The sequence below is a fragment of the Limnobacter sp. MED105 genome (genome assembly GCF_000170915.1).
In the GTDB taxonomy this organism is placed as follows: domain Bacteria; phylum Pseudomonadota; class Gammaproteobacteria; order Burkholderiales; family Burkholderiaceae_B; genus Limnobacter.
Window position 1 is genome coordinate 247368 of sequence record NZ_ABCT01000001.1, and the last position, 13720, is coordinate 261087.

The window sequence follows — 13720 nt, forward strand, 5'->3', positions numbered from 1 at the left end:
AACACTCAACACGAGAGGTACTGAACATGACCATGGCCGCAACAATTACCCAAGTCCCCGTCAAGGTGGATTCCGAGAAATGCATTGCTGAAAAAGGTTGCACGGTGTGTGTGGATGTATGCCCGCTAGACGTACTGGCCATTGACCACGTCACCGGCAAAGCCTTCATGAAGTTCGATGAATGCTGGTACTGCCTGCCCTGTGAAAAAGATTGCCCCACAGGCGCGGTGCACGTGGACATTCCATTCTTGCTGCGCTGAAAAGGAGCACACCATGAGCATTGCAATTCCTACCCTGCAAGAACGGCTAAACAGCCCCGATGCCGAAGTGCGCCGACTGGCTGTGATCGACTTGCCTTACAGCGATGAAGATGACATTGAGTTGTTGCTGCTGCCTTGCCTGCAAGATGCCGACGCCAATGTACGCCTGGAAGCTGTGCGTGCACTGGAAGGTTTTGAGGACCAAACCACGGTCACGGCTTTGGCACAAATGCTGCTAGATACATCAGCAGTGGTTCAAGAAGCGGCCGGTTTGGTGCTTGCTGAATTGAAAGAATCGGAATCAGCCCCGCCCTTGATCCCTTTGCTAACCCATGCCGATGCCACAGTGCGTTCGCTGGCCCTGAAAGCAGTGCGTGCATTGCGGGTGCCCGAAGCTTACGAGCCCGCCTTGACCCAGTTGAAAGACCCAAGCCCGGCAGTGCGACGTGAAGCAGTGGGCGTGCTGGGTTACTTGAAGCGTGCCGAGGCAGTGGGTGAGTTGGCTGAAGTGGCAGCACACGACCCTGATGGTGAAGTGCGCCGTATTGCTGTGGGTGCATTGGGTTACACCAATGAGGTCAGTGTATTGCCGTCACTGATGCGGGCTTTGAATGACAGCGTGTGGATGGTGCGTGAAGAAGCCGCAGCCACCATTGGCAAGCTGGGCATGGCACAGGCCACCGATGAATTGGTGAAAGCCATGCAAGACGATTACTGGCAAGTGCGCGTGAAAGCTGCGCGTGCCTTGGGTGTGATGAAGGCCTTGCCTGCGTTGCCTGCCTTGGTGGAAGCCATGAATGACACAGTGAGTAATTTGAGAAAAGAGGCAGCCATTGCCTTGGGTGAAATTGGTGACAAACGGGCAATCCCAGCGCTTGAGAAAGCGCTGGAAGACAACGACCCCGATGTACGCAAACTGGCCCGACTGGCACTGACCAACATCACGCTGAAACACAGCTAAGGGGAACAGCCATGACATTCGTGGTGACGCAAGCCTGTATCAAATGCAAATACACCGACTGCGTGTCGGTGTGCCCGGTGGATTGTTTTCATGAGGGGCCGAACTTCCTCGTGATTAATCCGGAAGGCTGTATCGATTGTGGTGTGTGCATTCCCGAATGCCCCGCCAGCGCAATTTTCGAAGAAGACAATGTGCCCGCAGACCAGCAGGAATTCATTGAAATCAATGCACGGTTGGCCCAGCAGTGGCCGGTGATTGACAGCGCCAAAGAGCCGCTTGCCGACGCCGACGCCTGGGTTGATGTAACGAACAAAAAGCAGTACCTGGAAGAAGCCTGCACAGACAAGGCCTGAACCCGAAGAGATGTCCACCTGATACCTATTTTGAAACGAGTCTATTGAAAAGGATTGTTGACATGAACACGGGAATCTTCAAAGGAATCGCAGCACAGGGCAAGGTAGCAAGCAGGTCCATCGGTATTCGCGCAGCCAGCGCGCTGGTGGCCTGCACACTTTCATTTCCAGCACTGGCCGAAGTGGTCACAGTAGGAATTGGTACACAAAACACCACCACCAACACGGTGACTGGCGGCGTGGTGTTGAAAGAACTCGGTTTGATCGAAAAGCACCTGGCCAAAGTGCCACGTTTCAAAGACATTCAATTCAAACTGGAATGGCAAAACTTCACTTCTGGCCCACCCGTGACCAACGGCATGGTGGCCAACACCTTGCAAATCGGCATGATGGGCGACTACCCGCTGCTGGTGAACGGTGCCACGTTTCAAAACGGCAATGAAACCAAAAGCCGCCTGATTGCATTGATTGCCTACAACGCGGAAGGCGCAGGCAACGGTGTGGTGGTGCACAAAGACTCCCCTTACTATGAGCTGGCTGACCTGAAAGGCAAAAAACTCTCCGTGCCTTTTGGGTCGGCAGCACATGGTATGTTGCTCAAAGCGCTCGAAGACCGAGGCTGGACGGCGGAAGACTTCGAACTTTCAAGCCAAAGCCCGGAAGTGGGTACTTCCAGCCTGCAAGAAAAACGCATTGACGGCCACGCCGACTTTGTGCCGTTTGCCGAGCTTCTTCCTTACCGTGGTTTTGCCCGCAAAATTTTCGATGGTGCTGAAACCAAAGTGCCCACGTTTCACGGCGTGGTGGTGCGCGAAGACTTCGCCAAAAAGTACCCCGAGTTTGTGGTGGCCTACATCAAAGCATTGATGGAAGCCAATGACTGGGTGCGCAAAAACCCGGTGCAGGCTGCCGCAAAAATTGAAGAATGGACCCGCATTGAGAAAGAAGTGGCTTACATGTTTTTAGGCCCAGGCGGTGTGCACACTTTGGACCCCACCATCAAGCCCAAGTGGGTTGAAACCGTGAAATACGACCACGGTGTGCTGAAACGCATGGGCCGAGTGAAAGACTTCGACGCAGATGCATGGGTTGATGAAACCTATGTGAAGCAAGCGTTTAAAGAACTGGGCCTGGACTACGCCAAGCAAAAAGCCAGCACCACCAACTATGAAATTAGCGGCACCGACCCGCTGTGCGGCGGCAAGATTACCGAGTCACGCCAAGCTGGTGAAGTATGGATTGAAGGCGGCGCAATTACTGCCTACAAGTCGGCCAACTGCACACTGGCTGCCATTAAGAAAGCCCAAGGTGAGGGCAAAAAAATTGGCGTGGCCTATGTGTACGACCAAAGCATGAAGATCAAGGTATTTGCCGACAAAGCATTTTATTCCCTGAAAGCCGGTGCTAAAACTCCCGAGATTGTGCCCTTTCTGTTGAAGAAAGACGCAGAGGCTTTTGCTGCGAAGAACGGCGGCAAAGTGGGCCTCTATGACGATGCACTTGCACTTGCAGTAGTGGGGAAATAAACCATGTCCCGACCTCTTGAAATTCAAATGCCCGCGGCTGCGAAGCCTTACGCCCCGGTGGTGAAAGCCAGTACCCTCGCCCCCGGGGCGAAAGAACCTGCCTTGCAAGCGGTGGACGCACCCGGCAGTGCGCCACGCGTTGCAGCGCGTGCCAAAGCCGAAGTGGCTGAAAAACTGCCTGCACGTGAACTGTTTTTGATCAGTGCAAAAAAGCACAGCCTGGCTGCGTTGATGACGTTTTTGTCGATCGGCGCATTGGTGGCCTTCTGGTATGTGGCCACTTTGTACAGGCTCGACTTTTATGTGCGCTTCAACAATATTCCCACGCCGGGTGAAGTGTTCACCAACATGGTCGAGTTGATGCAAAACCAGCGCTTCCAAACCAACATCTGGAAAAGTGTGGTGCGCATTATGCAGGGCTTTGCCATGGCCACAGCCCTGGGTGTCACCTTGGGCCTGCTGTGCGGCCGCTTTGCGGTGGTGCGGGGCCTCATGTTTCCAGCGCTTGAAGTGTTGCGCCCAATTCCTGCGATTGCCTGGGTGCCCATTTCAATCATGCTGTGGCCCACCACAGAAAGCAGCATTATTTTCATCACCTTCATTGGCGCCTTCTTTCCAATCCTGATCAACACCATGGCGGGTGTGAAGGGCGTTGACCCTGTGCTGCTGCGCGCGGCAAAAAGTTTGGGTGCAAATGAGTTCACCATGCTGACCAAAGTGATACTGCCCGCAGCCCTACCCAATGTATTCACCGGTTTGGCAGTGGGCATGGGCGTGGCTTGGGTGTCGCTGATTGCAGCGGAAATGATTTCAGGCCAGTTCGGTGTGGGTTATTTCACTTGGGAAGCGTACTCGCTGATTGAGTACCCCAACATTGTGCTGGGCATGATTGTAATTGGCGTGTTGGGTCTGTTGTGCAGTGGCGGTATTTTGCTGCTGGCCCGTTTGCTCATGCCTTGGCAACACATTGCCGGGCCCGGAGGTGGAAAATGAACAGCACTGTGAAAAAGCCCGAGGGCTGTATTGAACTGAGCAATGTGCAGGTGAACTTCATTCAAAACGGTGCGCGTTTTGCTGCTGTTCAGGATGTTTCCCTGAATGTGCAGCCCGGTGAGTTTGTGTCGGTGGTTGGCCCATCAGGTTGCGGCAAAAGTACGCTGTTGAACATTGTGGCCGGGTTTCTGAAGCCCAGCGATGGTGTGGTCACCATGGATGGTCAGGCCATTCATGGCCCCAGTGCCGAACGTGGTGTGGTGTTTCAACAGTACTCCCTGTTTCCTTGGCTGAAGGTGCGCGAGAACGTGGAGTTCGGTTTGAAGCTGCAAGGCATGGCCCGTCATGAACGCGAAGGCAAGGCGCGAACCTTGTTGGGTTTGGCTGGTTTGCTGCCTTTTGAAAATCATTACCCCGATCAGCTTTCCGGTGGCATGAAACAACGCGTGGGCATTGTGCGCGCACTGGCCACCGGCCCGCGCGTGTTGCTGATGGACGAACCCTTCGGCGCGCTCGACTCCCAAACTCGCGTGGTGATGCAGGAAATTCTGACCCACATGTGGCAGCAGTGGAAAATCTCGGTGCTGTTTATTACACACGACATTGAAGAAGCCATTTTTTTGTCCGACCGTGTGTATGTGATGACAGCACGCCCCGGAAAAATAAAGGCTGAAATTCCAATTGACTTGCCACGGCCACGTTCATCGGCGATGACTGCTTCGCCGGTATTCACAGCCTTGCACCGGCAATTGAAAAGTCTTATTCGTGAAGAAAGCCTGGCCGCCATGGGTGGCGAAATTGACCCAGCCACCATGGGCCAAAGCTGGCACTTGGGCGAAGAAGGCATGGAGACGTTGCGATGAACAGCGCATCAATCCAACCCGTTGCGGTTACAGACCAACGCGCCTCGCAATTGTTACGCATTGAATGGGCTGATGGGGTGATCAGTGAATTGCCACACAGCTTGCTGCGTACACATTGCAAGTGCGCAGAATGCGTGGCTGCGCAGCGCGCAGGGCAAGCCGTGGTGCAGGGCAGCGCAATTACTGGCATTGAAATGGTGGGCGAACACGCCCTGAACTTTAAATTTGCAGACGGCCACGAACGAGGAATTTTTCCCTGGGCCTACCTGCGAGAACTTGGAGTTGCATGATGAGCAATTTGGCATTTGAAACCGTGCTGGAAGTACACCACTGGAATGAATCACTGTTCAGTTTCAAAACCACTCGCAGCCCCAGCTTGCGTTTTCACAACGGCCACTTCGTGATGATCGGTTTACAGGCCGAAGGCAAACCACTGCTGCGTGCTTACAGTATTGCCAGCGCCAACTACGAAGAACATCTTGAATTTTTGAGCATCAAAGTGCCCGATGGCCCGCTGACTTCTCGCCTGCAACATTTAAAGCCCGGCGACCAATTGATTGTGGGCCAAAAGCCTGTGGGCACCTTGGTGATCGACGACCTGAATGATGGCCGCAACCTGTACCTGCTGGCCACCGGCACCGGCCTTGCGCCCTTCATGAGCATTATTCGCGACCCCGACACTTACGAGCGATTCGACAAAGTGGTGCTGGTACACGGCGTGCGCACCGTGAGCGAACTGGCCTATTCCGATTACATTCGCGAAGAACTGCCCAAGCAGGAATACATTGGCGAACTGGTGCAGGGCCGCTTGCTGTACTACCCCACCGTAACCCGCGAACCCTACCGCAACCGTGGCCGCTTAACCGACCTGATGCAGAGCGGAAAATTGTTCGATGACTTGGGCTTGCCTGCGCTGGACGCTGCACACGACCGCGCCATGATTTGCGGCAGCCCCAGCATGCTGGAAGACACCTGCAAACTGCTGGATGCCAAGGGCTTAAAGATTAGCCCCCGGCAAGGTGAGCGCGGCGATTATGTGATTGAGCGGGCGTTTGTGGAGAAGTGATCGTGCATGTGTTGCTTGCTAAGCGCGCTTGGTTATGTGCTTACTCTTCCAGGATTGGACTGAAACGTTCAAAAAGCGCTTCAGCTTTGCAAAAACCGTGAGTTAGTGGGTAAGCCTGATTCTCTTTGTTAATGTAAAAGAGGGCGGGAAACCCACTAACGTGAAGTTGACGTGTAATTGCCAAATGTTTTTGAAACTCAAGTGCAGTTTCTTTGGCGTGAAGGACAGCTAAAAACTGCTCCTCGCACAACCCTATTGTGCCAGCGCAATCAATCAGCGTTTCATCTAAAGACGGGTTCCTGGCCTCACGGTAATAAGCAGATTGAATCGCTTTTGCCATATTTGGTGAGATTCTGGCAGCTAACTTCTCAGCTGCTATCACTGCTCTACAAGCTTGGTATGTTGAACGATAGGGTGTGTTTCGTTCCCAATAACTGTGATTAAACGTTACTTGAGAAACCTTTTCTATTTGATGCCAATAGGAAGAAATAGCTTCCTTCAGGTTTTCGCTCATGGGTTCTTTGGTATCAGGCGCTAACCCTCCCATTATCCAGTCCACCTCCGCTGAAGGATATTGTTCTAGAAACCGATCCAACTCCGGTTGAAACCCATAACACCAGGCACACATAGGATCCATGACGTATAAAAATCGCATACTCACTCCGTTTACTGCGCAGAACCGCTTACTGTTGCATAACGCCAGTCGTAACCGGCGAATTTGTAGTGAGCGTTGCGATCGAAAAATGCGTTCGCGTTCACGGCATTGTTATGTGTTTTTCGCACTACGCGCTCTTATTTTTTCTAAAGTGTCAACTAAATAAGGTGGATAACCGCCGGAAAAATACTCATGAATCAAAGGATTGCTGGCAAAGAAGTGAGAGGACAACTCTGTCCAAGTTTCGACTGATACACTGCCATTTAACTTAAATGATTTGAGTGATTTTGGCTTTATCTTTATTTTTTCTTTAACATTGTGTCTAAAGTTTGAATCCCGTCTGACAAGGTACTCCTCGGGGGTATGGTACTGCGTTGCGCCATCAAAATGCCTGAATTCAGATTTTATTAAATCGTACTCGGCGTGAACGTATCGAACTGGATGAAACGTTCCGCCGTTCATCTGAATGATGTTCTTTGGGCCTTTAAATTCGAGAGCTTGGAATGACTTAATGTCCCCTTTTGTGCTCCAACAGATATCCAATGCATAAGCGTCATTGAAAAAGAAATCTAAGTGGTGAGCATCTAAATCAGAAGGTGGGCGTAGGTGGCTTACACCATCTGCAATTTCTGAAATATCCTCGTTAAAAGGTGAGCCAAACCAAGTATCTTCCTCCCTGTAGCATGAATTATCCACATTAATCCGAACTCGGTTTTGATCAAGACTTAAATAAGCATCTATACCTTCCATATCTAGACTCCAAAATTTCTCGACAAATCTTGGAGCCCAGTTATTCACGCTATGCATACCCCTGCGAAATACAGGGCTTGCCATTGCCATAAAACTCTGAGAGTAAAAATAGCCAGAATTGAACTTGTTGATCCTGAATTTTGTAGATAGTTCGCTCCAAGAGTAAAGCCCCTCTTTATCTTTTTGTAAAGACGGCATCAAGTCAGAGAGGATATTGGGGTGTTCGCAAACGACGCCTATTGTTGGTGTGAAGGAGATGGATTCGGTATCAATAAAGACATCAATGGATTGACAGTACTGCACAAACTCTTCAATGATTGTTTCGTACTTAGACAGCATCATTTGATTTTCGCGCTCGAGTTCCTGCCTGTAATTCTCAAGGTACTCTTCCTCTTCGCTTTTTCTCATTTCGGCCATTGTTGCTTGCTCATTCCTTTTACACATAACGTTGGAGGTAAGAGGCGCTCCGCCAGCTTGCCGGCGGAGCGTCCCACTTGACCGATAGGTTAGGTCTTGTCATTTCGTCTTTGACTCCTCCATGACCTGCTTCTCCAACCGCATGTACATTGCAGCACAACACCGACCACATGAGAGTAAATACGCGTATCGATATTGCTTTGTAATATCACCGGCAGCTGCTTCTTCAGCCGTTTTGAAGTCAGACAATTTGATGGACAGCTTTGAGACTTCTTGTATCCCGAATGTCGTATCTAATGGGTGATGTGCAAAGTGATTTCTGATCTTCCGAATCAGCGTTAGATCTTCATAGTCTTGCTTCGATATGAAGCCAAATGCCCGAGCGAGCGTAATTCGTTGGCTAAAGCTTGAAAGCGGCCCCATGGATTGAAATAGTTCTTCGGCAACCTTCGAGTCAACGGCAAGAGAGCGCAGGTAAAGACCGAGATAGTTATCGACGAACCCGGCAGCAATTACTGCGGCCCCTCGGTCGGTTTCGCCGTGGAACGACTGGACCACGTTGTTCCACTCGAAGAAATGCAAATCATGCGGCTTGGCCATCGCGAGATCTAACTTGATTTGTCGAACAATAACGGCGATATCCATTTATCCGCATATCGCAACAGATTTCTTTAACTTTACTATTTCAGATACTTACAAAGCATCGCATGAACAGGATGAAAAATAAACCTTGGTTATTCGCCACTAGATAGTCAGCCTGAAACTTAGTTCCGAAGGTCAACGCCATCATCTACTACCACCGAAGTTTCGAAGTCTGCTTTCGCCAATAACTCAGACATGTCGGCTAACAGTCCTGATGTACGCGCCGGCCTATAAGCAGCCTTACCAGCGGGGCGACAGGTCACAATAATTCATTTGAATACGACTGAATCCGGGTCTCAGAAGCCCAACCGGCGCGGCAAAAACCCTGCTCAAAGTTGCGGTCACTTATCCAGAAGCGCTGCGAGAAATCGGCACCCGATTGACTCTGCTCATGTTAAAGAAAACGCTTTTTTTTAACATGACAGGAATCTCATGTTAACAAAGTTGATTTATTTCAATCTGAACAATAGTTTTTTGTCGGCTCGGCCAATCCAGCAACCCTTTCGGGTGACCCGAAACGGCGGTGTTTTTGAAGCCATAAATTACCCTGCTACTGTGTTGCCTTTCCCCTTGAAGGCAACTCACTCATGCGCTTTCGTAACCTCGCGCTTCTAGCTCTTGCCTGTACCCCCTTCTTATTTTTGATTCCCCAAGGAGCCCACGCTGTGCGGCAAGACAACCTCATTCTGTCCTCCGCAGTTGAGGGGCAAATACTCGACCACGGCAAACCCGTTGCTGGGCTGAAAGTGCAGCGAATTATTAACTGGAATATGGAGGCGGAACCACGTACTGAAATTACGTCGACAGACAAGGAAGGCCAGTTTCAATTCCCGGAAGTACGCGGTGCTGCTGAGTTCGGATTCCTCGCCAAGTTGTTTCATGTGCCCACAATCCTGCTTGACGTGAATCTCGTTGAGGGGGCGCTTTCAACTTCGCTGTTCTCTGTGGTGAGAAGCTCCTATGGGCCCGCTGTTGAAACTGGTTATGAGGTGATTCAACTTACCTGCGATACAAAGGACAAGCAGATGTTTCGGGGGCGAGTGCCAATTATTGATTGCAAAGTCAAATTAACGCCTGAGTTGGAGAAGGGTTTTGAGTAATCTTTTGATGGAACCAAAGCATGTTCATTTTCTGTCCGATGTTGCATATGCCACTGACGTAGCATTTAGAGGCCATAAGACAGCAAATCCAAAACAGTCTGTTGCAGAGGTAGCAGTTGCGGCGGCAGACGATATCGCTAAAAGATTACGACTCCGAAAAGGTAGTGCCGACACTTCAACTGTTACCCTATTTCATGCCAAGTCCGGCCTCTTCAACATCGACCTGCTCAGTGGTTTCGGCTTCGTCGCACACGGCACCGGCAGCCGTGCCAACGAGCTGGTTCTTGTCACGCGCGGTACCAACTTTCAGTACAACAAATTTGATCTCGCAACCAATGCAAACATAGGCTATGGCATAGGCCCGCGCGGCAATATGTTTCACCGTGGGTTTCTGAAAACCTTTAAAAGTTATCAAAGCCAGTTGGTGAATTTTGTATCGCAAAGTGGTGCAAAGCGGCCAAGTACTATTCACTGCATGGGCCACAGCTTGGGCGGGGCATTGGCTAATTTGAATGCGTGCATGCTGCGTGACGCTGGTTTCAATGTATGCCTTTACACCATTGGCGCACCGCGTGTGGGTATTGTTAGTTATGCGCAAGACATGACCAAGCAACTCGCTCCCAGCCAAATTCGGCGCATCGCAAACCCCTGCGACCCCGTGCCCATGGTGCCTTTGTTTCCTTACATGCACGCCTCGCGCGGGTCTTCTGAATTATTACTACGGCATGGCGAGAAGGTGGGTATTGATGCGCATCTGCTGCACAGTGGTTATTCCAAAATGGCCTATAGCAGCAGTTGGGGCGATTTTTCGCCCATGCCGCATGGCTTGTCGCAGTACGCCGACTTGTCGCGGGAGTTTGCAAAACTGGGTGGCGGTGGCATGTTCAATGCCAAGCTGCTCGATCTGGTGGGCAAGCTGACAGAGCAGGTGTTGCGCTCCATGGGATATGCCTACCTGGTCACAGTGCAGGGTGGATTAAGCCTTGCCGTTACAGCGGCTGATCTGCTTTCAGAAGTGCTGGTGAAAGCTGCAAACGCCAGCAAGCTACTGGCCGACGATGTGTTCACCATTGTGAATTCCATGCTTGATTTTCTGGGGCGTGCACCGATCAGCGGCACAGCGCTCACCATTCAAACCCTGCACTGGATTCTTGACCAGTTCAGCACGGAAATGGCTGGGCGGGCCCAACAGGCCATGTTGAAAGTGCAGAGGCCCAGTTGAGGTTAATTGGACCAATGATTGAGAACATTCACCCGATATTTATATTGCAATCGTGCAATATATTGCTAAAATACAATATATGAAGGCCATTCAGGTAATTAAGGCCAAAGAAATACGTGAAGACAACACAATTGTTGAGGTGGTTGTCTGGAGATTACCGGCGAGTCTTGAACCGTGCACTCACAAGTACAAATACCGGTTGTTTTATGGCCTACCGGGTGCGTGTCGCGTTAGGTACGATAATGAATTGGGCAAAGGCGACCATCGTCACATCAATGACGAAGAGTGGCCCTATGTCTTCAGTAATTTGGAAACCCTGATGCAAGATTTTCAGCGTGATGTCGAGTTTTGGAGGCCGATCAGATGAGAGCAATTATTGAAGTAGCGGCGAAGGGAGAAATCTTCAATAATTTATTGAAAGCCGCTCGCAAGGTGGATGCTGGGCAAACCAGATCGTCTGACTATTTTCTTACTTTTGAATCATCAAAACTTCTTTTATCTGAATTAACAGCCTCCAGGATCGGCCTTCTAGAAGAGCTTCGAGCCTCTGGGCCCATGTCGATTTACGGTTTGGCAAAGCGTGTTGGACGCAATTATTCGAATGTCCACAGTGATATTACAAGACTGATTGAGCATGGTTTGGTTGAAAAGTTTGCAGAAACCAAGAAAGTCCATGTGCCTTTCGACTCGGTGGAAATTCGGTTCACTTTAAACGCAGCTAATCACTGAGATGACATTTGTTTTCTGATTCAATCACCCTCTCTCAACCCCCCAATACAACACCCACCCGGCAGCAACACTGACCACCCAAGTCAGCAAAAACGCTAGCAGCATCGCGCCAAAAGTCTCCAGTCCCAACGCAATCACCACTGAACTTGCAAACATGGCAATGCCGTAGTGGATCAGAAAAACCGAATACGAAATGTCGCCCAGCCAGCGAATGGGGCCTTGAGTAATCACACTGACCAAGCTTTCAATACGTGCACTGTTCATCAACAACAGGGCTGTTACGCCTGTTAGCAGCAAACGTTCGCGCCATTCAATCCACAGTGCAATGCCCAGCAAGCCCACAATCAGAAAGCTGACCCAAACCACTTTGCCTTCACGCTGTGCCCAATGGGCCGCAACACCCAAGCCGTAGGCGCCAAAAAAGTACCAGGCCCATTCGTCGTGCTCTGCATTTCTGTTCCACACCAGCAGTGACGCAACACTCATGGCAACTGCCAGCAGCAACAATCCCTGCTGGGGTTCAAGCAATTTCAAGCCACCCGTTCTCTGACTGGTCCACGCCATCAACACCAACACCGCATACAGTTGAAGGTCAATCGCCACATACCAAACCCCAGCCGACAAAGCCTCTACTTCAACAATGTCGTGCAGCAAAAACACATGGGCCAGCAGTTGGGTAAAACCGGGTAAATCGGACACCTCGCTGTGCATGGCAATTTTGCCGCCCAACCAGCCCAACATCACGGCCACGGCAATGGCCACCCAAAATGGTTTGGCCAAGCGTAAAAAGCGTTTTTTGAACAGCGCCCAAACCGCTACTTCGCGTGCCTTGTCCAACAAACCTAACAGCGATTGCGCTGCCAAAAACCCAGCAATGACCAGAAAAATTTGCACCACGTAGCGGCCTTCATCGGCGATAAAACCCAGCAAGCCGGGCCACTTGGCTTGTAAGGCTGGCGACATGGGCGTGTACAACAGCAAGTGGTGGACCACAATAATTTGTGATGCCAAGGCTTTCAGCAGATCAATGGTGGAGTTGCGCACAGGCTAAGCGGCAAAGATGAGGAAGTGCGAAGTATATCGGCTGCGGACTAAAAAAGGATCATCCGGAATTGCACCAACTTGGTGCCACCTCAGGGCTTACAGGCGTATCATCATGGGCTTGTTTCACACAAAGCCATTGATTCCAGACATGAAACTCTCCATCCGGGCCCTGCGTGCCCTGTCGGTGTCGAGGTCTATTCTTGGCTTCGAGTCCAATTCCACCAGCCCCCGCGAGAAAGCAATTTCGGGCCTGGGTGCTTTCTTGGGCATTTTGATGGTGTGTTGGGTTTCCAGTTTTGTGGTGCAGGGCACCGACACAATTTTGGTGGTGGCGTCCATGGGTGCTACTGCGGTGTTGCTGTTCGCCGTGCCGCACGGCACCTTGTCACAGCCTTGGGCATTGATGGGCGGGCATTTTGTATCGGCACTCATCGGCGTGACGTGTGCGCGTTACATTCCGCACACCTATCTGGCTGCGGGTTTGGCGGTGGGTTTGGCGGTCGGCGTGATGTACTGGGCCAATTGCATTCATCCGCCGGGCGGTGCCACCGCGCTTACGGCAGTGCTGGGTGGTGAATCAATATCCAACCTGGGTTACTGGTACATGATCAACCCGGTGTTGCTGAACACATTGGCGATTTTGTTGGTGGCTGTCAGTTTCAATGCGCTGTTTTCCTGGCGGCGTTACCCCAATCATTTTGCGCGCAAGCAGAAAAAACCGGTCGAGTCTTTGTCCGAAACAGGGGCCAGCCTCACCCACGAGGATTTTGCAGCCGCCATTGCCCGCATGGATTCGTACGTGGATGTGAGTGCAGACGTGCTGGCGGAACTATTCGAGTACGCCACCAAGCATGCCGATGAACAAAGCACGCATCCCCAAACCCTGACTGTGGGTGCGTTTTACAGCAACGGGCAAGTGGGGTACCGCTGGTGCGTACGCGAGTTGCTGGACATGTCATTGACTACCCCTTACAAAGGCGAGGCCGGGCAGCAAGTGATTTTCAAGAATGTGGCTGGTGCTGATTTGTATGAAACAGGCTTAAGCAACGTGGAGGCCTTTAAGCGGTGGGCCCGTTATGAGGTGGTGCTGCAAGATGGTCGCTGGTTGCCGGTGAAAGCGGCAACGCATTGAAGTAAGG

Annotated in this window: 17 protein-coding genes; 13 read left to right on the forward strand and 4 right to left on the reverse strand. The window is 51.2% G+C overall.

What is annotated here, in order from left to right; translation table 11 throughout:
• Positions 1-26: 26 nt before the first annotated feature.
• The 8 genes from LMED105_RS01140 to LMED105_RS01175 all read left to right on the forward strand — a co-directional run bounded on the left by LMED105_RS01140 (position 27) and on the right by LMED105_RS01175 (position 6022).
• A complete protein-coding gene (locus LMED105_RS01140; RefSeq protein WP_008247354.1) occupies positions 27-260 on the forward strand; it encodes a ferredoxin family protein in 234 nt (77 codons plus the stop codon).
• A 13-nt stretch (positions 261-273) separates the two neighbouring features.
• The gene (locus LMED105_RS01145; protein ID WP_008247355.1) at positions 274-1221 is read left to right on the forward strand and encodes a HEAT repeat domain-containing protein; all 948 of its coding nucleotides are present in this window, start codon (positions 274-276) and stop codon (positions 1219-1221) included.
• An 11-nt stretch (positions 1222-1232) separates the two neighbouring features.
• The gene (gene fdxA / locus LMED105_RS01150) at positions 1233-1574 is read left to right on the forward strand and encodes a ferredoxin FdxA (RefSeq protein ID WP_040512032.1); all 342 of its coding nucleotides are present in this window, start codon (positions 1233-1235) and stop codon (positions 1572-1574) included.
• 62 nt (positions 1575-1636) lie between these two features.
• The gene (locus tag LMED105_RS01155; protein ID WP_008247357.1) at positions 1637-3100 is read left to right on the forward strand and encodes an ABC transporter substrate-binding protein; all 1464 of its coding nucleotides are present in this window, start codon (positions 1637-1639) and stop codon (positions 3098-3100) included.
• Between the two features lie 3 nt (positions 3101-3103).
• Entirely contained in the window at positions 3104-4093 is a 990-nt protein-coding gene (locus LMED105_RS01160; RefSeq protein ID WP_008247358.1) for an ABC transporter permease, read from the forward strand.
• Positions 4090-4956, forward strand: a complete 867-nt coding sequence (locus LMED105_RS01165) for an ABC transporter ATP-binding protein (protein WP_008247361.1) — start codon at positions 4090-4092, stop codon at positions 4954-4956. The genes LMED105_RS01160 and LMED105_RS01165 overlap by 4 nt, the downstream gene beginning before the upstream one ends.
• Positions 4953-5246, forward strand: coding sequence for a gamma-butyrobetaine hydroxylase-like domain-containing protein (locus tag LMED105_RS01170; RefSeq protein ID WP_008247363.1), 294 nt, complete (start codon positions 4953-4955; stop codon positions 5244-5246). The genes LMED105_RS01165 and LMED105_RS01170 overlap by 4 nt, the downstream gene beginning before the upstream one ends.
• Positions 5246-6022: a ferredoxin--NADP reductase gene (locus tag LMED105_RS01175; RefSeq protein WP_040512162.1), complete on the forward strand. Its 777-nt coding sequence runs from the start codon at positions 5246-5248 to the stop codon at positions 6020-6022. Before LMED105_RS01170 ends, LMED105_RS01175 begins: the two co-directional genes overlap by 1 nt.
• 40 nt (positions 6023-6062) lie before the next feature.
• On the opposite strand, the gene LMED105_RS01180 is transcribed toward LMED105_RS01175, so the two are convergent.
• The 3 genes from LMED105_RS01180 to LMED105_RS15975 form a co-directional block, all read right to left on the reverse strand.
• On the reverse strand, positions 6063-6677 hold the full coding sequence (locus tag LMED105_RS01180) for a DsbA family protein (RefSeq protein WP_040512033.1): 615 nt from the start codon (positions 6675-6677) through the stop codon (positions 6063-6065).
• Between the two features lie 111 nt (positions 6678-6788).
• The gene (locus LMED105_RS01185) at positions 6789-7844 is read right to left on the reverse strand and encodes a hypothetical protein (protein WP_008247374.1); all 1056 of its coding nucleotides are present in this window, start codon (positions 7842-7844) and stop codon (positions 6789-6791) included.
• 99 nt (positions 7845-7943) lie between these two features.
• Positions 7944-8489 (reverse strand): mannitol operon repressor, encoded by a 546-nt coding sequence (locus LMED105_RS15975; protein WP_008247376.1) that lies wholly within the window; start codon positions 8487-8489, stop codon positions 7944-7946.
• Between the two features lie 662 nt (positions 8490-9151).
• Here LMED105_RS15975 and LMED105_RS01195 point away from each other — a divergent pair.
• The 4 genes from LMED105_RS01195 (at position 9152) to LMED105_RS01210 (ending at position 11537) form a co-directional block, all read left to right on the forward strand.
• Positions 9152-9586: a DUF6795 domain-containing protein gene (locus tag LMED105_RS01195; protein WP_156799467.1), complete on the forward strand. Its 435-nt coding sequence runs from the start codon at positions 9152-9154 to the stop codon at positions 9584-9586.
• Positions 9579-10808, forward strand: a complete 1230-nt coding sequence (locus tag LMED105_RS15985) for a lipase family protein (RefSeq protein WP_156799468.1) — start codon at positions 9579-9581, stop codon at positions 10806-10808. The genes LMED105_RS01195 and LMED105_RS15985 overlap by 8 nt, the downstream gene beginning before the upstream one ends.
• A gap of 79 nt (positions 10809-10887) precedes the next feature.
• The gene (locus LMED105_RS16970; protein ID WP_008247384.1) at positions 10888-11175 is read left to right on the forward strand and encodes a DUF6516 family protein; all 288 of its coding nucleotides are present in this window, start codon (positions 10888-10890) and stop codon (positions 11173-11175) included.
• On the forward strand, positions 11172-11537 hold the full coding sequence (locus LMED105_RS01210; protein WP_008247386.1) for a MarR family transcriptional regulator: 366 nt from the start codon (positions 11172-11174) through the stop codon (positions 11535-11537). The genes LMED105_RS16970 and LMED105_RS01210 overlap by 4 nt, the downstream gene beginning before the upstream one ends.
• A gap of 24 nt (positions 11538-11561) precedes the next feature.
• Here LMED105_RS01210 and LMED105_RS01215 read toward each other — a convergent pair whose 3' ends face one another.
• Complete coding sequence (locus LMED105_RS01215) at positions 11562-12581, reverse strand: acyltransferase (protein WP_008247387.1); 1020 nt, start codon at positions 12579-12581, stop codon at positions 11562-11564.
• 112 nt (positions 12582-12693) lie between these two features.
• On the opposite strand from LMED105_RS01215, the gene LMED105_RS01220 reads away from it, so the two are divergent.
• Positions 12694-13713, forward strand: coding sequence for an HPP family protein (locus tag LMED105_RS01220; protein ID WP_008247388.1), 1020 nt, complete (start codon positions 12694-12696; stop codon positions 13711-13713).
• The last annotated feature ends 7 nt before the right edge of the window (positions 13714-13720 follow it).